Origin of the sequence: Azotobacter salinestris (assembly GCF_009363155.1) — a bacterium.
Lineage (GTDB): Bacteria > Pseudomonadota > Gammaproteobacteria > Pseudomonadales > Pseudomonadaceae > Azotobacter > Azotobacter salinestris.
This window is the reverse complement of sequence record NZ_CP045302.1, coordinates 1,131,664-1,154,664: the sequence shown is the minus strand read 5'-3', so window position 1 is coordinate 1,154,664 and position 23,001 is coordinate 1,131,664. Positions and strand designations below refer to the sequence as shown.

Here is a 23,001-nt window from a genome sequence, read left to right as displayed (position 1 = left end):
GGAGCCTTCTGTCTCGACCAAGAGATAGGAGGTACCCGATGAGAGACTATCAGAGTCTCGCGCACACGAAGTGGGACTGTAAGTACCACGTTGTTTTCATCCCGAAGAGGCGCAAAAAGGCGATCTTCGGGGCAATTCGCAAGCACCTTGGCGAACTGTTGCATGAGTTGGCGAGGCAGAGGGAGTGCCGGATAGTGGAGAGCCATTTGATGCCTGACCATGTCCACATGTGCATCAGCATCCCGCCCAAGCACTCGGTGTCGTATGTGGTGGGCTACATCAAGGGCAAGAGTGCGATTTCGATAGCTCGGCGTTTTATGGGAAAGACGAAGAACTTCACGGGTGAGAATTTCTGGGCTCGGGGATATTTCGTTTCAACCGTGGGGCTGGACGAGGAGGTGGTACGTGCATACATCCGGAGCCAGGAAAAGGAAGACGAGCAGTACGACCAGCTCAAATTTGGCCTGTAGCGATAGCCGCCTTCAGGCGGCCCAACTACTTGCCCCTTTGAGGGGCTAACAGAATAAAGCCCCCGGCTTTGCCGGGGGATACTTACTGTCGCAGGGCTGTATGCAGCCTTAAGGATGGTCTGAAGTAGTCATGTATTTCTGGCTGACTTCAGCCCCCCGCCGACTTTGAAAGCGGAGAATCGATCAAAAACGATCAGATCACCCGCTCGTTTCTGCGTTTTTTAGCTGCCGCGAGCACGTCGCAGCAACCGTTTCCCGCATTACAGGCGCACCTCTCCTGCATTCGCCAGTAAATATCGGCGCGCCATCCACAGATTCGACAAGGCGAACAGCGTCACCAACTGTGACGTGTTTTTGGCCAATCCCCGGAAGCGCACCTTGGTGTAGCCAAACTGGCGCTTGATCACGCGGAACGGATGTTCGACCTTGGCTCGTACCTGGGCCTTGGCCTTCTCGATCTTGCGGATCGCTTTGTATAAGGCGCTACGCTTGCCATGCTTCTTGTAGGTACTGCGCCGGGCCGCGACCTGCCAGATGACCTGCCGACCTTCATGCTCGGGGCGCTTCTCTACGCCGGTATAGCCCGCATCGGCACTCACTACGTTTTCCTCGCCATGCAGCAGTTGGTCGACTTGGGTGACATCTGCCACGTTGGCTGCCGTGACCACCACGCTGTGCACCAGACCCGACTCAGCGTCGGCACCAATGTGAGCTTTTGCGCCGAAGTAGTACTGGTTGCCCTTCTTCGTCGAGTGCATTTCCGGGTCGCGCTTGCCGTCCTTGTTCTTCGTCGAGCTCGGCGCATGGATCAGGGTGGCGTCGACAATGGTGCCCTGGCGCAGCGACAGTCCGCGCTCGCCCAGATAGCCGTTGATCACCTCCAGTATTCCCCCGGCCAGTTCGTGCTTCTCCAGCAGGCGACGGAAGTTGAGGAGGGTCGTTTCGTCCGGGATGCGCTCCAGGCTCAGGCCGGCGAACTGGCGCAGGAGAGTGGTTTCGTACAGCGCTTCCTCCATCGCCGGATCGCTGTAGCCGAACCAGTTCTGCATCAGGTGCACGCGCAGCATGGCTGCCAGCGGGTAGGCGGGCCGACCGCCTTCGCCCTTGGGATAGTAGGGCTCGATCAGGGCGATCAGCCCCTGCCACGGCACCACCTGGTCCATCTCGAGCAGGAAGCGCTCGCGGCGGGTCTGCTTGCGCTTGCCGGCATACTCGGCATCGGCGAAGGACAGTTGCTTCATCGGGAAACTCGGACAAGGGAGCGGGTGTATTTCACCAGAATCGGGAAGTCTTTTTCAGGATTTCCTTAAAGCTAGAGGAAGCTTATAGTTGACTGCCGAGCAATCCCGAGTATATGCCCACCCCTCATGCTTCCCACCCCCTGCCTCTGCACCAAGCTCCGCCGGGCCACGCGCAGCGTGAACCGGCTGTACGACGATGCCCTTGCCGGTGTCGGGCTGAATGCCGCGCAGTATGCGCTGCTGCGCCACCTCGAGCGGCTGGGGCGGCCGAGCATCACGGAGCTGGCCGAGGCGCTGGGCCTGGATCGCAGCACGCTCGGGCGCAATCTGCGGGTGCTGGAGGGCAAGGGGCTGCTGGCGCTGGGGGGCGGCGAGGATCAGCGCAGCCGCCTGGTATGCCTGACGGCGGCGGGCAGGACCTGCCTCGACGAGGCGAAGGCGGCCTGGGTCCGGGTGCAGGAGCAGCTGGGGCAGCGTCTCGGCCCGGAAAAACGGGCGACGCTGTTGGCGCTGCTGGACGAGCTGGAAAGTCTCGGCTGATTTTTTCGCGGATAAACGGGTATATACCCGTAAAGGATTTCTCATGACTTCGACGGTATGGCGCACGAGTGGCTGGGTCCTGCTGGGGGCCTCGCTGATCCTCGCGCTGTCGCTGGGCATCCGCCACGGCTTCGGCCTGTTCCTGGCGCCGATGAGCGCCGAATTCGGCTGGGGGCGGGAGGTGTTCGCCTTCGCCATCGCCCTGCAGAACCTGATCTGGGGGCTGACGCAGCCCTTCACCGGCGCGCTGGCCGACCGTTATGGCGCGGCGCGGACGGTGATCGTCGGTGGCGTGCTCTATGCGCTGGGACTGGCGCTGATGGCCCTGGCCGACTCGCTCTGGAGCCTGTCGCTGAGCGCGGGCCTGTTGATCGGCATCGGCCTGTCCGGCACCTCCTTCTCGGTGATTCTCGGCGTGGTCGGCCGGGCAGTGCCGATGGAGAAACGCAGCATGGCGATGGGCATCGCCGCGGCCGCCGGCTCCTTCGGCCAGTTCGCCATGCTGCCCGGCACCCTCGGGCTGATCGGCTGGCTCGGCTGGTCGTCGGCGCTGCTGGCACTGGGCCTCCTGGTCGCCCTGATCGTGCCGCTGGTGGGGCTGCTGAGGGATCGCCCGCAGCCGCCGCAGGCCGACGAGCAGAGCCTGGGCGAGGCGCTGCGCGAGGCGGCCGGTCACGCCGGCTTCTGGCTGCTGGCGCTGGGTTTCTTCGTCTGCGGCTTCCAAGTGGTGTTCATCGGCGTGCACCTGCCGGCCTATCTGGTCGACCAGCAGCTGCCGGCCCAGGTCGGCACCACGGTACTGGCGCTGGTCGGGCTGTTCAACGTGTTCGGCACCTATCTCGCCGGCTGGCTTGGTGGACGCCATCCCAAGCCGCCCTTGCTGAGCGCGCTCTACCTGCTGCGCGCCGTGGTGATCGCCGCCTTCGTCTATCTGCCACTCAGCGAGTGGAGCGCCTACGCCTTCGGCATGGCCATGGGCCTGTTGTGGCTGTCCACGGTGCCTTTGACCAACGGCACGGTGGCGACCCTGTTCGGCGTGCGCAACCTGTCGATGCTCGGCGGCATCGTGTTCCTCTTCCATCAGCTCGGCGCCTTTCTCGGCGGCTGGCTGGGCGGCTGGCTTTACGACCGCACGGGCAGCTACGAGCTGGTCTGGCAGATCTCCATCGCTCTCAGCCTGATGGCTGCATTGCTCAACTGGCCGGTGCGCGAGCAGCCGGTGGCGCGCCTGCGCACGGCCGGGGCGGCATGAGCGGCTGGCTGATGCGCCTGGGAGTCGTCGCGCTGCTCGGCCTGCTGCTGGCGCTCGCCTGGTGGGGCTGGCGGCAGGGTGGCCTGGCCCTGCTGCAGCTGGGGATGGGCGTTTGCTGAGCCGGTGTTCTGGTGTCGCGGTTGCGGCCGGGCCACTGTTCGGTTCGCGGTCCGCGGACTCTGCTGGATTGTCGATAACCCTCAGAAGGGCAAGCCGGAGCCGTTGAGGCACAACCTCAGCGGTTTCCGGTCACGCCGTATCGGCGAGGAGCAGCGGCTGCCCTGCAGGGGGCACGGGGAGGCTACAGATCGCGATGATGTCGCCGACGGTGTAGTGGCCGGGCCGGGGGCCGGGATGGACAGGAGGAGGTGGGGGGGACGTGGCTGCACCATGATCCAGCCACCAAAGCCTGCGGCAAGCCTCGGTAGTGGCCATGGAACGTGGCTGGCGGCTGACGAGGCATGGGCTAGCCTGTTCGGGGGTTTCCGGGAGGATGGCGATGGAAAACACAGTACGTATTGGATGGCTTCCCGCCCTGATCGTCGGCCTGGCCCTGGCCTTCGCCGGCTGGGCGGTGGGGCGGGGCGTGGAGCGCTTTCGCATGGGCGACCGCACGGTGACGGTGAAGGGGCTGGCCGAGCTGGATGTGAAGAGCGATTTTGCGATCTGGACGCTGTCCTTTCGGCGCGGCGGCGACGAGTTCGGCGGCGTGCAGCGGCTGCTGAGCGAGGACCGCGAGCAGATTCTGGCCTTTCTCCGCGAGCAGGGCTTCGAGGCCGGGGAAATCGAGGTCCGTCCGTTGCAGGTCCAGGACCTGCTGGCCCGCGAATGGTCGCCGCGGGAGGTGGGGTTGCGCTTCAACGGCCAGGGCGTGGTGCTGGTTAAGTCGCCGCGGGTCGACGTGGTGGCACAAACGGTCAACCGGGTCGATCCCCTGATCCAGGCAGGTGTCCAGCTCGAGTCCGAGCAGCAGGGCCAGCCCGGCCTGCGCTATCAGCTGCGCGGCTTCAACGAAGTGAAGCCGAAGCTGCTGGAGGAGGCCACCCTCAATGCCCGGGCGCAGGCGGAGAAGTTCGCCGCGGATGCCGGGGCGACCCTCGGTCGGCTGAAGAATGCCAACCAGGGGGTGATCCGCGTGCTCGACAGCGACGGCGGCGAGGAGGACAGCGGCCGCACCATCGGCAAGCGCCTGCGGGTGGTCAGTACCTTCGAGTACGCGCTGGAGTAGGGCGGAAGCCGGCGGGGGCGGCGACACGGGGTGCCGCCATCACGCCTTGCCCCCGAAGCGCCGCCCCAGCGCCACCCAGGCCAGTGCCGGATAGCAGGCGTAGTGCAGGCCGAACAGCAGCAGCCCGACCGGACCGTGTTCGTACTGCTGTTCCATCATGCCCAGCAGGCCGAGGTAGAGCACGCCGAGGCCCAGGCCGTAGCGCAGGACGATGCCCCGGCGCTCTTCGGGCCAGGGCGCCCGGCGGTTCCACCAGGCGAAGACCAGGGCCATGCCGGCGGCGATCAGGCCGGCGATCAGCAGGGTGGCGAACAGGCCGCCGACCTTGACGAAGGTGCGCAGCAGCAGGTTGAGCAGGATGCTCGCGATGATGCCGCCGAGGGCATAGCGGCCGAGCCGGGGGGATGGCATGGACATGGGAAGCTGCCGCCTGAGGGAGATGGAGGCGGCACCATAATCCAGCGCCAAAGCCGGCGACAAGCGCTCCGCTGGCCGCCCTGGCATGGGCTAGCCTGTTCGGGGGGTTCCGGGAGGATAGCCATGGACAGCACGATGCGTACTGGATGGATTCCTGCCCTGATCATCGGTAGTGCCCTGGTCTTTTCCGGCTGGGCGGTGGGGCAGGGAGTGGAGCACCTTCACACGGGAAACCGTGCGCTGGCGGTGGAGGGGCTCACCGAACTGGAGGTGAAGAACGAGGTTGCGGTCTGGACGCTGGCCTTTCAGCGCGCTAGCGACAGGTTCGACGAAGTGCAGCGGAATCTGAACCTGGATCGCGACCGGATCGTGGTCTTCCTGCGCGAGAAAGGCTTCACGGCTGACGAAATCGAGGTCCATCCGTTGCAGGTTCAGGACCGGCCGACCGGCGAATCGGCGTCGAAGGATGCGGGGCTGCGTTTCAACGGCCACGGACGGGTACTGGTGAAGACGACGCGGGTCGATGCGGTGGCGCGGGTGGCCAGGCAGATCGATCCGCTGGTCGAGGCGGGCATCCAGTTCGAAGTCGAGTAGCGGGCCTGCGCCATCGACCGATGCCCGGGCGAGCCTCGGCCGCCCGGGCACGGATGGCGGATCAGTTCTCCGTCACGGCCCGCCCGGCCGGCGCTGTTTCCGCCGGGGCAGTCTGCAGCTTCCAGGCCTGGAGGAAGATCAGCAGGCCGAGGACTGCGGTGACCGCGCCGACGTAGCCGGTGACGGTCCAGCCGAGGCCGGCGCTGATCGCCAGGCCGCCGAGCCAGGGGCCTAGGGCGTTGGCGATGTTGAAGGCGGCGTGGTTGGAGGCGGCTGCCAGGGTCTGCGCCTCGGCGGCCACGTCCATCAGGTGCGTCTGCAGCGGCGGCGACAGGGCGACCATGGTGCCCACGGCGAAGATCGCCGGCAGGATGGTCCAGATCGAGTGAACCGACAGCGGGAAGAGCAGCAGCACGGCGGTGCTCCACAGCAGCACCAGGGCGACGGACCTGAATTTCAGCCGGTCGAACAGCCAGCCGCCGGCCATGTTGCCGACGATGGTGCCAAGGCCGAAGGCCGCCAGGCCGAACGGAATCCAGTTTTCGTGCACCCCGGTCACTTCCAGCAGGGTCGGCGCCAGGTAGCTGAACACGCAGAACATGCCGGCGAAACCGACCGAGCTGATGGCCAGTGCCAGCCACACCTGGGGCTGGTTGAAGGCGCGGAGCTCGCGGATCGGATTGCTGGTTTCCTCCTGGCGGCTCGCCGGCAGGTAGATGAACACCAAGGCCACGGTGAGCAGGGCGATGGCGCCGACCAGGGCGAAGGCGCTGTGCCAGCTCAGCCACTGGCCGAGCCAGGTGGCCAGCGGATTGCCGATCAGGATGGCGACGGTCAGGCCCAGCATCACCCGGCTGACCGCGTTGGCGCGCTTGTCCGGCGCAACCATGGAGGCGGCCACCAGCGAGGCGACGCCGAAGTAGGCGCCGTGTGGCAGGCCGGCGATGAAACGATTAAGCATCAGGGCGTGATAATCCGTCGCCAGGGCGCTGGCGAAGTTGCCGGCGGCGAAGAACAGCATCAGCAGCATCAGCAGGATGCGTCGCGGCAGGCGGGCGCCGAGGATGGCCAGCAGCGGCGCGCCGACCACCACGCCGAGGGCGTAGGCACTGATCACGTGCCCGACCTGGGGCTCGCTGACGTTCAGGTCTTGGGCCACGTTCGGCATCAGGCCCATGATGGCGAATTCGCCGGTGCCGATGCCGAAACCGCCCATCGCCAGGGCCAGTTCGATCAATAAAACAGCGCGAGCGGAAAGCGGCGGCGTGCCCGCTGGAGCGTGCTCGGTCATGTGAACCTCGAGATGAATAGGTTGGAACGCAAGGCAAGGGAGGGAAGAAAGCGTCTTCATTATTCCCCCATCGGTGCTCCGAGAAAACTGCTGTAGCCGCTCAAGGACGCGGTTTCAGAGAGATGGCCGGTTTCGGCCGGAGCAGGGCTTTTCCAGGCTGCGGTCATCGGCCCGGGAAGGAGCGCCGCCGGCATCCCCGCCGGACGCTGCAGGCGGTGCCAGCCGTGCCTTTGGCGGCTTTCGAGCGGGCATCCGGAAGAGCACGGCGGGGTTCGCGAACACGGACTGCAACGAGGGGGCTGCCCTTTCGGAGCCCTCGAATCAGGTAGTCCTGCCGTCGGGGCACTCCATGGCTTCGGAATGAAAATCCCATTTAATTTATTTTGAAATAAATAATTTATATGCATTCCTGCCCATGACGCTGCTGTCCCGTACCGGCAGGGCGGATGCCCGCAGAAGATATTTGACATGAAAAGTTACATTTTCCGGGCCGCATCCCGATAGGTCTTCGGCAGCTCGCCCGTCCACTGCTTGAACGCCCGGGTGAACGCGGACGGCTCGGAGAAGCCCAACTGCCGGGCGACCTGGCTGATCGGCATGGAGGGCTGGGTCAGGTAGTGGATGGCCATGTCCCGGCGCATGCCGTCCTTGATGCCCTGGAAGCTGCTGCCCTCGGCGCTGAGCCGGCGGCGCAGGGTGCGCTCGGTCAGGAGCAGGGCGGCGGCGGTGCTCTGGATGGTCGCGCCGGCCAGGTCGCCGGATCTTTCCAGGTGATCGCGTACCCGCCGGGTATACACGGGGTAATAGGCCGGCCGGGTGAACCAGTCGATCGGCGCCCGCCGCAGGTGGTTGGCCAGGGCTTCGGGAGTCTGCACCACCGGGGCTTCGAGCATGCGCGCCTCGAACACCAGGCAGGTGGTCGGCTGCTCGAACTTCGCCGGGCAGGGGAACATCAGCCGGTACTCGGCCAGGTGCTCGGGGGCGGCGTGGTCGAAGGCGACGTACTTCAGCGGAATCCGCTGGCCGATCAGCCAGCTGGGAAAGCGGTGCCAGAGCAGCAGCAGAAACTCCCGCAGCAGGTAGTCCGGGTCCTGGGACGGATCGGCCAGCACCATCGAGAAGACGGCCTCGTCGCCCTCGACCTTCAGCTCCAGGCGCAGCGAGTCGTTCACCAGATTGTAGAAGTGGCCGAGCTTGTAATAGACAGAGTGCAGGCTGCGCGAGCGGACCACCTGCTTGGCCATCAGCGCGAAGATGCCCTGCCGGCAGCGCTGCGCGCCCATGCCGAGGAACTCGTCGTCGCCCAGGCGCCAGACCCCGCGCATCAGCCGACTGAACTGGTCGGGGGTGATGCGCAGGTGGGGGTTGTCGAGCAGCCGGCGGCTGATGCCGGCCTCGGCGAGCAGCACGTCCTCGTCGAGGCCGCGCCGGCGCGCGGCATTCATCAGCACCCGCGGGAAATGCATGGAGATGGAGTAGCGCTCGACGCTCATGGCCTGTCCTGAAGAGGTGTATCCCAGCAGCGGAAGTCTATCGAAACGGCCGGATTACCGCTGTCCGTTAATGTCAATTTTGAGGCTGGTTTCGTTATTGCCGGCGCCCCGCCCATGGATGGAAGCTAACGGCCATTCGCGGACTCCCGTCCGATTCGTCGGAAGGCGGTCCGCTCCCGGCACTCTCCAAGGAAAACCATCCATGCGCGCACAAGTACAAGAAGTGGTCATCGTCAGCGGGGTACGCACGGCCATCGGCGATTTCGGCGGCAGCCTCAAGAGCCACCGTCCCAGCGAACTGGCCGGCCTGATGGTCGCCGAGGCCGTGCGCCGGGCAGGGATCGAGGCGGCCAGCGTCGGCCACTGCGTGTTCGGCAACGTCATCCATACCGAACCGCTGGACATGTATCTGAGCCGGGTGGCGGCGCTCAAGGGCGGCCTGTCCGAGCAGACTCCGGCGCTGACCGTCAACCGCCTGTGCGGCAGCGGCCTGCAGGCGGTGATCGGCGCGGCCCAGCAGATCCAGCTCGGCCTCTGCGACACGGCGGTGGCCGGCGGCGCCGAGTCGATGAGCCTCGCGCCCTACCACCTGCCCACGACGCGCTTCGGCCAGCGGATGGGCGACGGGGTGATCGTCGATCCCATGGTCGGCGCCCTGACCTGCCCCATCAACCGCTACCACATGGGCGTGACCGCGGAAAATGTCGCCGAGAAGTACGGCATCACCCGCGAGCAGCAGGATGCGCTGGCCGTCGAGAGCCACAACCGCGCCCAGCGTGCGGTCGAGCAGGGGCATTTCAAGGAGCAGATCCTGCCCATCGAGCTGAAGAGCCGCAAGGGCACGACCCTGTTCGACACCGACGAGCACATCCGCCACGACTGCACCCTCGACGACCTCAAGTCGCTGAAGCCGGTCTTCAAGAAGGAGGGCGGCACGGTCACCGCCGGCAACGCCTCCGGACTCAACGACGGCGCCGCCGCCCTGGTGCTGATGGCGCGCGCCAAGGCCGAAGCCGAGGGCCGCCAGGTACTGGCCCGATTGGTCGATTACGCGGTGGTCGGCGTCGACCCCAGCATCATGGGCATCGGCCCGGTTCCGGCCATCCGCCAGCTGCTCGAGCGCAACGGCCTGGGCGTCGGCGACATCGACGTCTTCGAGGTCAACGAGGCCTTCGCCGCCCAGGCACTGGCCGTCGCCCAGCAGCTGGAGCTGCCGGGCGAGCGCCTCAACCCCAACGGCAGCGGCATCTCCCTGGGCCATCCGATCGGCGCCACCGGTGCCATCGTCACGGTGAAGGCGGTCTACGAGCTGGCCCGCCTCCAGGGCCGCTACGCCATCGTCAGCCTGTGCATCGGCGGCGGCCAGGGCATCGCGGTGCTGCTGCAGCGCGACTGACCGGCCGGGCGCGGTCCGGCGTGGCCGCGCCCACTTTCCGACTTTTTCGACCCGACTGTTGCTCCGCGCGGCGACGGTCCGGATGCGTGCGGCCTGCGTGGCCGATCGAGAACAACAAGGAGTTCACGGCATGTACAACGGCAAGGCGATGCGCCTCAAGGCTCTGGAGGCGGGACTGGTCGAGCTGACCCTCGACCTGCAGGGCTCCTCGGTCAACAAGCTGGACAGCCTGACCCTGGGCGAGCTGGCCGAGGTCGTCCGGCTGCTCGAGCGCCACGGCCACGAGATCGAGGGCCTGCTGATCGCCAGCGCCAAGCCGGCGTTCGTGGTCGGCGCCGACATCACCGAATTCACCGCGGCCTTCGCCCGCAGCGAGCGCGAGGTGGTGGAGTGGATTGGCCAGGGACAGCTGCTGTTCGGCGCCCTGGAAGCCCTGCCGTTCCCGACCGTGGCCGCGGTGAACGGCCTGGCGCTGGGCGGCGGCTGCGAGCTGGCGCTGGCCGCCGACTTCCGGGTCCTGGCGGCGGACGCCCGGATCGGTCTGCCGGAAGTGAGCCTGGGCCTCTGCCCGGGCTGGGGCGGCACCGTGCGCCTGAGCCGGCTGATCGGCGCCGAGGCGGCGCTCGACTGGATGCTCGCCGGCAAGCCGCAGGCCGCGGCCAGGGCGCTGGAGCTGGGCGCTGTCGACCGGGTGGTCGCCGCCGGGGAACTGCGCGATTCCGCGCTGAACCTGCTGCGCCTGGCCGCCAGCGGCGAGCTGCCGTTCGCCGCCCACCGCGTCCGCAAGCAGCAGCCCCTGGCCGACACTACGGAGACGCGCGGGCGGCTGGCCGCTCTTCAGCAGCAGCTGGGCGGCAAGCTCGACCGTCACTATCCGGCGCCGGCGGCGATCCTCAATGCGCTCGTCCGGCACGCCACGCTGCCGCTGGACGAGGCGCTGGAGATCGAGGCATGCACCTTCGCGGTCCTGGCCAAGTCCGACGTCGCCCGCGCCCTGATCGGCCTGTTCCTCGGCGATCAACTGGTCAGGAAGAAAGCCAGGGCCTGGAGCGGCAAGGCCGCGCCGGTGCGCCGCAGCGCCGTGCTCGGCGCCGGCATCATGGGCGGTGGCGTGGCCTTCCAGTCGGCTTCCTCGGGCGTTCCCATCGTCATGAAGGACATCCGCGGCGAGGCGCTCGAGCTGGGCCTGAAAACCGCCAACCAACTGCTCGACCGGCAGATCGACAAGGGCCGGCTGGATGCGGCCGGCAAGCAGCGGGTGCTGGAGAACATCCAGCCGGCGCTGGATTATGAGGACTTCGCCGGGGTCGATCTGGTGGTCGAGGCCGTGGTCGAGAATCCCAGGATCAAGGCTGCCGTTCTGGCCGAGGTGGAGGACCAGGTGCCGGCGGACGCGGTGCTGACCTCCAACACCTCGACCATCTCCATCGACCTGCTGGCGCAGGGCCTCAAGCGGCCGGAATCCTTCTGCGGCATGCACTTCTTCAACCCGGTGCAGCTGATGCAACTGGTCGAGGTGATCCGCGGCAGCCGCAGCAGCGAGGCGACCATCGCCCGCACCGTGGCCTACGCCAGCGCCATGGGCAAGACCCCCATCGTGGTCGGCGACTGCCCGGGCTTTCTGGTCAACCGCGTGCTCTTCCCCTATTTCAACGGCTTCAACCGCCTGCTCAGGGACGGCGTCGACTTCGAGCGGATCGACCGGGTCATGGAAGCCTTCGGCTGGCCGATGGGGCCGGCCTACCTGGCCGATGTGATCGGCATCGACACCATGGTCCACGCCGACCACGTGCTGCAGGAAGGTTTTCCCGAGCGCATGGGCCACGACGGCGAGCCGATCATGGATACGCTGCTGGCCAGCGGCGCGCTCGGCCAGAAGAACGGCAAGGGCTTCTACGAGTACACCCAGGATGCTTCCGGCCGGCGCAGCCGGCAGCCGGCGGCGGCCGCCCGCGCGTTGATCTCCGAGCGGGTGCTGGAGCGGGTCGAGGTCTCCGACGAGGAGATCGTCGACCGGCTGATGATCCCCTTGTGCCTGGAGGCGGCGCGCTGCCTGGAGGACGGCATCGTCGAGACGCCCGAGGAAATCGACATGGGGCTGCTGCTCGGCATCGGCTTCCCGCGCTTTCGCGGCGGCGCCCTGCGCTACATCGACACCCAGGGCCTGGCGGTCTTCGCCCGCAAGGCCGAGGCCCATGCCCGGCATGGCGGCCTCTACCGCCTGACCGAGGATTTCCGCGCCCGTCTCGAGGCGGGGCGGAGCTACTTCTGAGCCTGTGTGCCGAAGGCGGCGCTCACCGAACAATAAAGAGGAAAGAATCAATGAGTGACTATGTCCATCCCTACCGCGACACGGAATTCGTACTGGGCGAGCTGGTCGAGCTGGAGCGCTTCTGCACCGGGGCCGGCCTGAACGACGTCAACGGCGAGCTGGTTTCCGCCATCCTGGCCGAGGCCGGCCGGCTCGGCTCCGAGGTGCTGGCGCCCCTGAATGCCGTCGGCGACACCCAGGGCGCACGCCTGGGCGAGCGGGGCGTCGAGGAGACCCCGGGCTTCGCCGGTGCCTACCGGCAGTTCCAGGAGAGCGGCTGGCCGTCGCTGACCGCCGCCGAGGCCTGGGGCGGGCAGAACCTGCCGAACGTGGTGGGCACCGCCGTCAACGAGATCTGGCACTCGGCGAACATGGCCTTCGCCCTCTGCCCGATGCTCACCCAGGGCGCCATCGAGGCCCTCGCCCACCACGGCTCGGCCGAGCTGCAGGCCGCCTGGCTGCCCAAGCTGGTCAGCGGCGAGTGGACCGGCACCATGAACCTCACCGAGCCGGACGCCGGTTCGGACCTGGCGGCGATCAAGGCCAGGGCCGTGCCCAACGGCGACCACTACCTGATCAGCGGGCAGAAGATCTTCATCACCTGGGGCGACCACCAGATGACCGACAACGTCGTCCACCTGGTGCTGGCGCGGCTGCCGGACGCCCCCGCCGGGGTCAAGGGCATCTCGCTGTTCGTCGTGCCCAAGTTCCTGCTCGATGCGCAGGGCAGGCCGGGCGCGCGCAACGACGCCCAGTGCGTCTCCCTGGAGCACAAGCTGGGCATCCACGGCAGCCCGACCTGCGTGATGAGTTTCGGCGAGAAGGAAGGCGCCGTCGGCTACCTGGTCGGCGAACCGCACAAGGGCCTGGCCTGCATGTTCACCATGATGAACCACGCCCGCCAGAGCGTCGGCCTGCAGGGCCTGTCGATCTCCGAGCGCGCCTACCAGCAGGCCCGCCAGTACGCCAGGGAGCGTCTGCAGGGCACCCGCAAGGACGGCAGCCGCTTCCCGATCATCGAGTTCCCCGACGTGCGCCGCATGCTGCTGCAGATGAAGGCCTCCATCGAGGCGATGCGCGCCCTGGCGCTGGTCGCCGCCGCCGAGGTCGACCGCACCGCCCATGCGCCCGATGCGGACGCCGCAGCGCGCCACCAGGGGCGCGTGGACCTGCTGACGCCGATCGTCAAGGGCTGGCTGACCGAGCTGGCCCAGGAGGTGACCTCCCTCGGCGTGCAGATCCACGGCGGCATGGGCTTCATCGAGGAGACCGGCGCCGCCCGTCACTACCGCGATGCGCGCATCCTGACCATCTACGAGGGCACCACCGGCATCCAGGCGCTTGACCTGGTGGGGCGCAAGACCCTCTCGAACAAGGGCGAACTGCTCGGCGGCCTGCTCGACGAGATCGGCGAAACCGTCGCCCGGCTGGAGAGCGCCGGTCCCTTCGCCGCCCAGGCCCGGGCGCTCGGCGAGGCCCTCGCCGCCGGCCGCGAGGCGCGCCGCCTGCTGCTGGAAGGCGCCGATGCCGATACGGCGCTGGCCGGCAGCGTCAGCGTGAACTTCCTGATGCTGTTCGGCTACCTGTGCGGCGGCTGGCTGATGGCCCGTTCGGCGCTGCGCGCCCAGGCGCTGCTGGAGGCCGGCGACGGCGACCGCGCGTTCCTCGAGAGCAAGCTGGTCACCGCGCGCTTCTACGCCGAGCAGTTGCTACCGCGCACCCAGGCCCTGCTGGCGGCGATCCGCGCCGGCAGCGCCAGCATCATGGCGCTGGCCGACGAGCAGTTCTGATTCCGCGCCACGGGAACGGCGTCCCGTCCGGGCGCTGCTGAACGCGACAACAAGAGAGAGGGCGGCCCCGAAGGCCGCCCCAGCGGGGACTTGCGCAATGAAAATACTGGTAACCGTCAAACGGGTGATCGACTACAACGTCAAGGTGCGGGTGAAGGCCGACCAGAGCGACGTCGATCTGGCCAACGTCAAGATGGCCATGAACCCTTTCTGCGAAATCGCCGTGGAAGCGGCCGTGCGCCTCAAGGAGGCCGGCCTCGCCAGCGAGATCATCGCCGTCTCGGTAGGCCCGGCGGCCTGCCAGGAGCAGATCCGCACCGCCCTGGCCCTGGGCGCCGACCGCGGCATCCAGGTCGACACCGCCGAGCCGCCCGAATCCCTGGTGGTGGCCAAGCTGCTCGCCGCCGTGGTCGCGGCGGAGCAGCCCGACCTGGTGATCCTCGGCAAGCAGTCCATCGACGCCGACAACAACCAGACCGGGCAGATGCTCGCCGCGCTGCTGGACTGGCCGCAGGCCACCTTCGCCTCGGCGCTCGCCCTGGAGGGCGGCCATCTTCAGGTCATCCGCGAGATCGACGGCGGCCTGCAAACCCTGGAGCTGGCCCTGCCGGCCATCGTCACCACCGACCTGCGCCTGAACGAGCCGCGCTACGCCTCCTTGCCGAACATCATGAAGGCCAAGAAGAAACCGCTGGAGGTCAAGACCCCCGCCGAACTCGGCGTGGCGCTGAAGGCCCATACCCGCCTGCTCAAGGTTGAGGCGCCGGCCGAGCGCCAGGGCGGCATCAAGGTCGGCAGCGTGAGCGAGCTGGTGGAAAAACTGAAGAGCGAAGCGAAGGTGATCTGATGGCCATTCTTGTCATTGCCGAACACGACAACCGCACCCTCAAGGGCGCCACCCTGAACACCCTGGGCGCCGCGGCGCTGCTGGGCGGCGAGGTGCATCTGCTGGTCGCCGGCCGCTCCTGCGCAGCCGTCGCCGCCCAGGCTGCCGCCATCCCCGGGGTGAGCAAGGTGCTGGTCGCCGATGCCGCCGTCTACGAGCACCAGCTGGCGGAAAACCTCGCCCGCCTGGTCGCCGGGCTGGGCAAGACCTATTCGCACCTGCTCGCGCCGGCCGGCTCGGCCGGCAAGAACCTGATGCCGCGGGTCGCCGCGCTGCTGGACGTGGCCCAGCTTTCCGACATCGTCGGCGTCGTCTCGCCGAACACCTTCCGCCGGCCGATCTATGCCGGCAACGCCATCGCCACCGTGCAGTCGCTGGACCCGGTGATCGTCGTCACGGTGCGCGCCAGCGCCTTCGACCCGCTGCCGGCCGAGGGCGGCAGCGCCGTCGTCGAGAGCCTCAGTGCCGTGCACGACGCCGGCACCTCGCGCTTCGTCGGCGAGGAGTTGGCCAAGTCCGACCGCCCGGAACTGGGCAGCGCGCGCATCGTGGTGTCGGGCGGCCGCGGGCTGGGCAGCGGCGAGAACTTCGCCCTGCTGGAAAGGCTCGCCGACAGGCTGGGCGCGGCGGTGGGCGCCTCGCGCGCGGCGGTGGACGCCGGCTTCGTCGCCAACGACATGCAGGTGGGGCAGACCGGCAAGATCGTCGCGCCCGAGCTGTACATCGCCGTCGGCATCTCCGGGGCCATCCAGCACCTGGCGGGGATGAAGGATTCCAAGGTGATCGTCGCCATCAACAAGGACCCCGAGGCGCCGATCTTCCAGGTCGCCGACTACGGCCTGGTAGCGGATCTGTTCGAGGCGGTGCCCGAGCTGGAAAAGGCCCTCTGAACCGGCCCGGGTAGGGTGGAAAACCCGCGCAGCGGTTTTCCACCGTGCCTGCCCGGTGGGAAAGGCCTGCGGCCGTTTCCCACCCTACGACAACAACAAGCCTTTTGGCCTTTGATGTGGAGGAACGCGTCATGCGCGAAGCCATGGAATTCGATGTGGTCATCGTCGGCGCCGGTCCGGCGGGCCTGTCCGCCGCCTGCCGGCTGATGCAGCTGGCCGCCGGGCAGAACCGGCCGCTGGAGGTCTGCGTGGTGGAGAAGGGCTCCGAAGTCGGGGCGCACATCCTCTCCGGCGCGGTGTTCGAGTCCCGCGCCCTCGACGAGCTGTTCCCCGACTGGAAGGCACTTGGCGCCCCGCTGCACACGCCGGTGAGCGCGGACGAGGTCTACCTGCTGAAGAACGCCGAGCAGGCCGTGAAGCTACCCGATGCGCTGCTGCCGAAAAGCCTGCACAACGCCGGCAACCACATCGTCAGCCTCGGCAACCTGGTGCGCTGGCTGGGCGAGCAGGCCGAGGCCCTGGGCGTGCAGGTGTTCCCGGGGTTCGCCGCCGCACAGGTGCTCTACGACGAGAACGGTCGGGTCAGGGGCGTGGCCACCGGCGACATGGGCGTGGCCGCCGACGGCTCGCCCAAGGACGGCTTCATGCCGGGCATGGAGCTGCACGCCCGCTACACCCTGTTCGCCGAGGGCTGCCGCGGGCATCTGGGCAAGCAGCTCGCCGCGCGCTTCGACCTGGCCCGCAATGCCGACCCGCAGCACTACGGCCTCGGCATCAAGGAGCTGTGGGACATCGACCCGGCCCGTCACCGGCCCGGACTGGTGATCCACGGCGCCGGCTGGCCGCTGGACAAGGACACCGGCGGCGGCTTCTTCCTCTACCACGCGGAGAACCATCAGGTCGTGGTCGGCCTGATCGTCGACCTGAACTACGCCAATCCCTGGCTCGGCCCCTTCGACGAGTTCCAGCGCCTCAAGCACCACCCCGTGCTGAAGCAGTACCTGGAAGGCGGCAAGCGGGTGGCCTACGGTGCGCGGGCCATCGCCAAGGGCGGCTTCAACGCCCTGCCGGAGATGGCTTTCCCCGGTGGCCTCTTGCTCGGCTGCGACGCCGGTACCCTGAACGTGTCCAAGATCAAGGGCAGCCACACGGCGATGAAGTCGGGCATGCTCGCCGCCGAGACGGTATTCGCCGCTCTGGCCGAGGAATTGGCCGACAGCGCCTGGGCGCCGCGCTGGAAGGCCGCCTTCGAGGCCTCCTGGCTGCACGAGGAGCTGTACCGCTCGCGCAACTTCGGCCCGGCGCTGCACCGGCTCGGGCCGCTGGCCGGCGGAGCCTTCAACTTCGTCGAGCAGAATGTCTTCGCCGGCCGGCTGCCGATCACCCTGCACGACCGCGAGGCCGACCATGCCCGGCTGCGCCCGGCGGCGGACTGCGCGCCCATCGTCTATCCGAAGCCGGACGGCGTGCTGAGCTTCGACAAGCCCGCCTCGGTGTTCCTCTCCAACACCAATCACGAAGAGAACCAGCCCTGCCACCTGGTTCTCAAGGACGGCGCGCTGCCGCTGCGCGAGAACCTGCCGCGCTACGCCGAGCCGGCGCAGCGCTACTGCCCGGCCGGGGTGTACGAGGTGCTGGGGGCGGAGCAGGGCGAGCCACGCCTGCAGATCAACGCGCAGAACTGTCTGCACTGCAAGACCTGCGACATCAAGGATCCGTCGCAGAACATCGTCTGGGTGACGCCCGAGGGAGGCGGCGGACCCAATTACCCGAACATGTAGGACGCGTCACCGGCTTGCATGATCGTTTCCACAAGGCCGTCCGGGGCGGATCCGGTACGGCCGATATCCTCCTTCGAATAACTACAATCCTCCGAGGTTTCCCATGTATTCCGAGCGTATTCGCCTGACTTCCCTGCACGACCGAATCATGAGCGCGGCCGAGGCGGCGGCCCTGATCGAGGACGGCATGACCGTCGGCATGAGCGGCTTCGGCGGGGCGGGCGACGCCAAGGCCATTCCCCTGGCGCTGGTCGAGCGGGCAGGAGGCGCGCCCCTCAGGATCAACCTGATCACCGGCGCCAGTCTCGGCAGGGGGCTGGACGGCCTGATGGCCGACGCCGGACTGCTCGCCCGGCGCATGCCCTTCCAGGGTGACCCCGCCCTGCGCCGGGCCATCAACGCCGGCGACGTCATGTTCATTGACCAGCATCTGTCGGAGGTCGTCGAGCAGATACGCGACGGTCACATCCCGACACCGGATATCGCCGTGATCGAGGCGGTGGCCATTACCGAGCAAGGGCATATCGTGCCGACCTCCTCGGTGGGCAATTCGGCCAGCCTGGCCCTGATGGCCAGGCAGGTGATCGTCGAGCTCAACCTCGGCTGCAATCCGCTGCTGGAAGGGCTGCACGACATCCACATCCCGGAAGATCGCCCGGATCGCCAGCCGATTCCCCTGGTTCGGGTCGACGAGCGCATCGGTACGCCGGCCATCGAGATCGATCCGGCGAAAATCGCCGCCATCGTCATCTGCGATACCCCCGAGACGGCCTACCCGATGCTGCCGCCGGACGACGAGACCCAGGCCATCGCCAACCACCTGATCGGCTTCTTCGAACGGGAAGTGGCGAGCGGGCGCCTGCCGCGCAACCTGGGGCCCCTGCAGGTCGGCGTCGGCTCCATCGCCAACGCGGTGATGCACGGCCTGATCGAGTCGTCGTTCAGCGATCTGACGCTGTATTCCGAGGTACTGCAGGATTCGGCCTTCGCGCTGTTCGACGCCGGCCGGCTCGGCTTCGCCTCCGGCTGCTCGATCACCCTGTCGGAAGACTGCGGCCGGCGCGTTTTCGCCGATCTGGGCAAGTACCGCGACCGCCTGGTGCTGCGCCCGCAGGAAATCTCCAACCATCCTGAAGTGGCTCGCCGCCTCGGCATCGTCGGCATCAACACCGCGCTGGAGTTCGATCTCTACGGCAATGTCAACTCCACCCACGTCGGCGGCACGCGGATGATGAACGGCATCGGCGGCTCCGGCGACTTCACCCGCAACGCGCGTCTGGCGATCTTCGTCACCAAGTCGATCGCCAAGGACGGGGCCATCTCCAGCGTGGTGCCGATGGTCGGCCACGTCGACCATACCGAGCACGACGTCGACATCCTGGTCACCGAGCAGGGGCTGGCCGACCTGCGCGGCCTGGCGCCGCGCGAGCGGGCGCGGGCGATCATCGACAAGTGCGTGCATCCGCAGTATCGCGCGGCCCTGGAGGACTACTTCGCGCGCGCCTGCGCGCGCGGCGGGCAGACCCCGCACCTGTTGGGCGAGGCGCTGTCCTGGCACCTCAACCTGGAGGAGCGCGGCCACATGCTGAAGGCCGGCTGAGCGGGCAAGGCCTTCCTCGCACCACCGATCCGGCTGCGGCCCGTGGACCCCTCCAAGCCATGGCCGGTACCGGTGCCTCGGCCGGATCGGGAGTTTTCCCGGTCCGGCCTTTTTTATCTCCCGCCCCATGCCGTTGCGCCAGTCCGCTTTGCAAGATGCATGACAGCGCCGTCGCCTTCCGCAGCCTGGCGTGGGCGACCGGGCGGGCAGGCGCGTTCCTGACTGGTCGGCCGGGCCTTCATGCTTTGGTCTAGTGGGGAGGGCAGGCGAAAGTTTGTATAAGCCCCCGGGACGGTGGCAGTACTCCGCACTCCTCTTACTAATAATTACAATCCTGAGGTTCCCCATGCACTCCGAGCGTATCCGCTTGGCTTCCCTGCTCGACAAGGTCGTGAGCGCAGCCGAAGCCGCTTCCCTGATCCAAGATGGCATGACTGTCGGCATGAGCGGCTTCGCCTGCGCCGGCGACGCCAAGGCCGTGCCCTTCGCGCTGGTCGAGCGCGCCAGCCATGAGCCCCTGCGCATCAGCCTGATCACCGGCGCCAGCATCGGCAACGGCCTCGACAAGCTGATGGCCGAATCCGGCCTGCTGGCCCGGCGCATGCCGTTCCAGGCCGACCCGGCCCTGCGCAAGGCGATCAACGACGGCAAGGTCATGTTCGTCGACCAGCACCTCTCCGAAACCGTCGAGCAGATGCGCAGCCATCAGCTCAAGCGGCCGGACGTCACCGTGGTCGAGGCCGTGGCCATCACCGAGGAAGGCCATATCGTGCCGACCGCCTCGGTGGGCAACTCGGCCAACCTGGCGCTGTTCGCCGACAAGGTGATCGTCGAGATCAGCCTGCGCTACGGCACCAACCTGGAAGGCCTGCACGACATCTACGTGCCGCCGGAGCGCCCGGAGCGCCCGCCGATTCCGCTGATGCGCGTGGACGAGCGCATCGGTTGCACGGCCATTCCGGTCGATCCGGCGAAGATCGCCGCCATCGTCATCAGCGAATACAGCGACTCGCCGTCCAACGTGCTGCCGGCGGATGTGGAAACCCAGGCGATCGCCGACCACCTGATCGGCTTCTTCGTCAACGAGGTGGAGAACGGGCGCCTGCCGCACAATCTGGGCCCGCTGCAGGTGGGGGTCGGCTCCATCGCCAATGCGGTGATGGCGGGGCTGATCAACTCGCCGTTCGAGAACCTCAGCATGTATTCCGAGGTGCTGCAGGACTCCACCTTCGAGCTGTTCGACGCCGGCAAGCTGGACTTCGCCTCGGGCAGCTCGATCGTTCTCTCCGCAGCCCGCGGCGCCCAGGTGTTCGACGACTTCGAGCGCTACAAGGAGCGCCTGGTGCTGCGCCCGCAGGAGATCTCCAACCATCCGGAAGTGGCCCGCCGCCTCGGTATCATCGGCATCAACACCGCCCTGGAGTTCGACATCTACGGCAACGTCAACTCCACCCACGTCGGCGGCACGCGGATGATGAACGGCATCGGCGGCTCCGGCGACTTCGCCCGCAATGCCCAGCTGGCGATCTTCGTCACCAAGTCCATCGCCAAGGACGGGGCCATCTCCAGCGTGGTGCCGATGGTCAGCCATGTCGACCACACCGAGCATGACGTCGACATCCTGGTCACCGAGCAGGGGCTGGCCGACCTGCGCGGCCTGGCACCGCGCGAGCGGGCCCGGGCGATCATCGACAACTGTGTGCATCCGCAGTACCGCGCGGCCCTGGCGGACTACTTCGCGCGCGCCTGCGCCCGCGGCGGCCAGACGCCGCACGTGCTGGAGGAGGCGCTGTCCTGGCATATCAACCAGGAGCGGCGCGGCCACATGCTGGCCGCCGGCTGAAGCCAAGGCGTCGCAGCGCGCCCTCTCCCGTGTGCGGGAGAGGGCGCTCCCGCAGCCCATTCAATTACCCATGGCGGAAATCTGCGGGCGATTGCCGGGACGGTCCTGCCTCTCGGTGGGCAAGGACAGCTTCGATCCGCAGGCGCCAGCGTGCTGGCGATGTCCCTTGCAGACTGATCGCCGGCACGCTGCTTGAAAGCCGTAGCCGCCGCTTTCCTGTTCGTGTGCTACCGTTCCGGCTTTCGGGGATGGTCGAGCGCGAGGCATCATGGACAACCGGGCCGGCGAGATGCAGGTATTCGTCCGGGTGGTGGAGACCGGCAGCTTTTCCGAGGCCGCTCGCCAGCTGCTGGCCAGCCCTTCGACCATCAGCAAGCTGGTCCTGCGCATCGAGCAGCGGCTCGGGGTGCGCCTGTTCGAGCGCTCCACCCGCCGGCTGGCGCTGACCGACGAGGGCCGCCTCTACTACGAGCGCAGCCAGGCGCTGCTCGCCGAGCTGGACGACATCGAGCAGGCGCTCGCCAGGGGCGCGCACCATGCCCGCGGCACCGTGCGGGTGAATGCCTCGGTGGGGTTCGGCACATGGGGCATCGAGCCGCTGCTGCCGGCGTTCTGGGAGGCCAATCCGGATATCCTGGTGGATCTGTCGCTGTCCGACGATCTCGTCGATCTCTATCTGGAGCGCACCGATATCGCCTTTCGCATCGGCGCGCTGGGCGATTCGACGCTGCGCGCGCGCAGGATCGGCGTCGCCCGGCGGCGGATGGTCGCCGCTCCGGCCTATCTGGAAAGACACGGCGTGCCGGCCGGTATCGAGGATCTCGACCGGCACAACTGCCTGGGTTTCAACTTCCGCCGCGCCAGCCCGGTCTGGCCGCTGCGCCAGGGCGGCCGCATCGTCGACCGCATGGTGCGCGGCAGTCTCCTGGCCAACAACGGCGAGACGGTGCGCCGCCTGGCCATCGCCGGAGCCGGCATCGCCCGGCTGGCCGATTTCCACATCGACCGCGACATCGCCGCCGGGTCGCTGGTCGAGGTGCTCGCCGAGAGCGGTCACGACTGCGAGGAGGTCCACGCCCTCTATCCGGGAGGGCGGCACCTGCCCCAGCGGGTGCGCGCATTCCTCGACTTCATGGTCCCGCGTCTGCAGGCCTTCATGAGGAACCCGTGACCGGCTAGCGCTCCTCGACGAGCGCCTTCAGCCGCTCGAGAGCGGCGTGATAGAAGCCCTCGAAGTCCGCGGCGATCTCCAGCCCATCGACGCCGTGGCAGCGGAAGCGGCTGGACCAGACCGCCTGCGACTTGCCGGCACCATCCTCGCGGACCGCCACCTGGCCGACGTATTCGGACACCGGGAAGGGGCTTTCGAGCAGGGCGTAGCTGTACTGCCGCTCGCTTTCGCTGAACTCCAGCAGGCGTTCGACGATGACCTCGCCGTCGACCGTCTCCAGGCGGCGCAGGCGACCGCCGTCCTCGAGCCGGCTGCTGGCGATCGGTCCGACCCAGCGCGGCAGGAAGTCGAACCCGCCGAGGATCGACCAGACCTCTTCGGCCGGACGGGCGATGCTTACGGAGACGCTTACTTCGATCATGTTTTTCGGTTCCTTGGTGGTCCGCTGGAGTTTTCCAGCATCGGCAGTATCGCCGCGGCGAACCGGCGAGGAAACCGGAGCGCCGTGGCGAGCCGTCTTCAGACTGCGCCCGCGGCAGGAATTTCCTTGGGTTCGGCCGAGGGCTGGCGGTAGAGTCTGCAGCCATCCGGCAGGCCCTGCCGCCGGGTGCTCCATTCGACGGAACAGGACGATCCCATGACCTCGCTCGATACCATGTTGCTCGTAATCGCGGCAGGTTTCCTGCTGCTCGGCGTCGGCTTCGCCAACCGGGCGAAGGGCTGGGGCGTCGCGCTGATCGCCCTGGGCTGGCTGTGCATGCTCTCGACCGTGGCCTACAAGATGTACATCACCTTCGGCTGAACGGC

The 23,001-nt window shown here is 67.6% G+C and carries 21 protein-coding genes; 16 read left to right on the top strand and 5 right to left on the bottom strand.

Annotated features, from left to right (window positions below):
- The first annotated feature begins 38 nt into the window (after window positions 1-38).
- The gene (gene tnpA / locus GCU53_RS05465) at window positions 39-470 is read left to right on the top strand and encodes an IS200/IS605 family transposase (protein ID WP_152386717.1); all 432 of its coding nucleotides are present in this window, start codon (window positions 39-41) and stop codon (window positions 468-470) included.
- Between the two features lie 260 nt (window positions 471-730).
- Here the strand turns inward: tnpA and GCU53_RS05460 are convergent, their stop codons facing one another.
- Entirely contained in the window at window positions 731-1,711 is a 981-nt protein-coding gene (locus GCU53_RS05460) for an IS5 family transposase (protein ID WP_152385958.1), read from the bottom strand.
- Window positions 1,712-1,837: 126 nt separating this feature from the next.
- Here GCU53_RS05460 and GCU53_RS05455 point away from each other — a divergent pair, with 126 nt between their 5' ends.
- The 4 genes from GCU53_RS05455 to GCU53_RS05440 all read left to right on the top strand — a co-directional run bounded on the left by GCU53_RS05455 (window position 1,838) and on the right by GCU53_RS05440 (window position 4,731).
- Window positions 1,838-2,251, top strand: coding sequence for a MarR family winged helix-turn-helix transcriptional regulator (locus GCU53_RS05455; RefSeq protein ID WP_208845446.1), 414 nt, complete (start codon window positions 1,838-1,840; stop codon window positions 2,249-2,251).
- A gap of 43 nt (window positions 2,252-2,294) precedes the next feature.
- The gene (locus GCU53_RS05450) at window positions 2,295-3,503 is read left to right on the top strand and encodes an MFS transporter (protein ID WP_152386716.1); all 1,209 of its coding nucleotides are present in this window, start codon (window positions 2,295-2,297) and stop codon (window positions 3,501-3,503) included.
- On the top strand, window positions 3,500-3,622 hold the full coding sequence (locus GCU53_RS26490) for a hypothetical protein (protein ID WP_280115868.1): 123 nt from the start codon (window positions 3,500-3,502) through the stop codon (window positions 3,620-3,622). The genes GCU53_RS05450 and GCU53_RS26490 overlap by 4 nt, the downstream gene beginning before the upstream one ends.
- A 380-nt stretch (window positions 3,623-4,002) precedes the next feature.
- Window positions 4,003-4,731: an SIMPL domain-containing protein gene (locus GCU53_RS05440; RefSeq protein WP_152386715.1), complete on the top strand. Its 729-nt coding sequence runs from the start codon at window positions 4,003-4,005 to the stop codon at window positions 4,729-4,731.
- A gap of 39 nt (window positions 4,732-4,770) precedes the next feature.
- On the opposite strand, the gene GCU53_RS05435 is transcribed toward GCU53_RS05440, so the two are convergent.
- Window positions 4,771-5,148, bottom strand: coding sequence for a hypothetical protein (locus GCU53_RS05435; protein ID WP_152386714.1), 378 nt, complete (start codon window positions 5,146-5,148; stop codon window positions 4,771-4,773).
- 123 nt (window positions 5,149-5,271) lie between these two features.
- On the opposite strand from GCU53_RS05435, the gene GCU53_RS05430 reads away from it, so the two are divergent.
- The gene (locus GCU53_RS05430) at window positions 5,272-5,742 is read left to right on the top strand and encodes an SIMPL domain-containing protein (RefSeq protein WP_152386713.1); all 471 of its coding nucleotides are present in this window, start codon (window positions 5,272-5,274) and stop codon (window positions 5,740-5,742) included.
- Window positions 5,743-5,803: 61 nt separating this feature from the next.
- Here GCU53_RS05430 and GCU53_RS05425 read toward each other — a convergent pair whose 3' ends face one another.
- Entirely contained in the window at window positions 5,804-7,033 is a 1,230-nt protein-coding gene (locus GCU53_RS05425) for an MFS transporter (protein ID WP_152386712.1), read from the bottom strand.
- A gap of 476 nt (window positions 7,034-7,509) precedes the next feature.
- Window positions 7,510-8,526, bottom strand: coding sequence for an AraC family transcriptional regulator (locus tag GCU53_RS05420; protein WP_152386711.1), 1,017 nt, complete (start codon window positions 8,524-8,526; stop codon window positions 7,510-7,512).
- A gap of 202 nt (window positions 8,527-8,728) precedes the next feature.
- Between GCU53_RS05420 and bktB the strand changes: the two genes are divergently transcribed.
- From bktB to GCU53_RS05375, 9 genes are all read left to right on the top strand, one after another.
- A complete protein-coding gene (gene bktB, locus GCU53_RS05415) occupies window positions 8,729-9,922 on the top strand; it encodes a beta-ketothiolase BktB (protein ID WP_152386710.1) in 1,194 nt (397 codons plus the stop codon).
- Window positions 9,923-10,052: 130 nt separating this feature from the next.
- Window positions 10,053-12,194, top strand: a complete 2,142-nt coding sequence (gene fadB, locus GCU53_RS05410) for a fatty acid oxidation complex subunit alpha FadB (protein ID WP_152386709.1) — start codon at window positions 10,053-10,055, stop codon at window positions 12,192-12,194.
- Between the two features lie 50 nt (window positions 12,195-12,244).
- On the top strand, window positions 12,245-14,023 hold the full coding sequence (locus GCU53_RS05405; RefSeq protein WP_152386708.1) for an acyl-CoA dehydrogenase family protein: 1,779 nt from the start codon (window positions 12,245-12,247) through the stop codon (window positions 14,021-14,023).
- Window positions 14,024-14,120: 97 nt separating this feature from the next.
- Window positions 14,121-14,870 carry an electron transfer flavoprotein subunit beta/FixA family protein gene (locus tag GCU53_RS05400; RefSeq protein ID WP_152386707.1) on the top strand — a complete coding sequence of 250 codons (750 nt, stop codon included), beginning with the start codon at window positions 14,121-14,123 and terminating at the stop codon, window positions 14,868-14,870.
- The gene (locus tag GCU53_RS05395) at window positions 14,870-15,799 is read left to right on the top strand and encodes an electron transfer flavoprotein subunit alpha/FixB family protein (RefSeq protein WP_152386706.1); all 930 of its coding nucleotides are present in this window, start codon (window positions 14,870-14,872) and stop codon (window positions 15,797-15,799) included. The genes GCU53_RS05400 and GCU53_RS05395 overlap by 1 nt, the downstream gene beginning before the upstream one ends.
- A 131-nt stretch (window positions 15,800-15,930) precedes the next feature.
- The gene (locus GCU53_RS05390) at window positions 15,931-17,580 is read left to right on the top strand and encodes an electron transfer flavoprotein-ubiquinone oxidoreductase (protein ID WP_152386705.1); all 1,650 of its coding nucleotides are present in this window, start codon (window positions 15,931-15,933) and stop codon (window positions 17,578-17,580) included.
- A gap of 103 nt (window positions 17,581-17,683) precedes the next feature.
- Window positions 17,684-19,180, top strand: a complete 1,497-nt coding sequence (locus GCU53_RS05385) for an acetyl-CoA hydrolase/transferase family protein (protein WP_152386704.1) — start codon at window positions 17,684-17,686, stop codon at window positions 19,178-19,180.
- A 346-nt stretch (window positions 19,181-19,526) separates the two neighbouring features.
- Window positions 19,527-21,023, top strand: a complete 1,497-nt coding sequence (locus tag GCU53_RS05380) for a succinate CoA transferase (protein WP_152386703.1) — start codon at window positions 19,527-19,529, stop codon at window positions 21,021-21,023.
- Between the two features lie 268 nt (window positions 21,024-21,291).
- Window positions 21,292-22,194, top strand: coding sequence for a LysR family transcriptional regulator (locus GCU53_RS05375; RefSeq protein ID WP_152386702.1), 903 nt, complete (start codon window positions 21,292-21,294; stop codon window positions 22,192-22,194).
- 4 nt (window positions 22,195-22,198) lie between these two features.
- Here the strand turns inward: GCU53_RS05375 and GCU53_RS05370 are convergent, their stop codons facing one another.
- Window positions 22,199-22,615, bottom strand: a complete 417-nt coding sequence (locus tag GCU53_RS05370; RefSeq protein ID WP_152386701.1) for an SRPBCC family protein — start codon at window positions 22,613-22,615, stop codon at window positions 22,199-22,201.
- A 216-nt stretch (window positions 22,616-22,831) separates the two neighbouring features.
- Here GCU53_RS05370 and GCU53_RS25435 point away from each other — a divergent pair, with 216 nt between their 5' ends.
- Entirely contained in the window at window positions 22,832-22,996 is a 165-nt protein-coding gene (locus GCU53_RS25435) for a hypothetical protein (protein ID WP_167520039.1), read from the top strand.
- The last annotated feature ends 5 nt before the right edge of the window (window positions 22,997-23,001 follow it).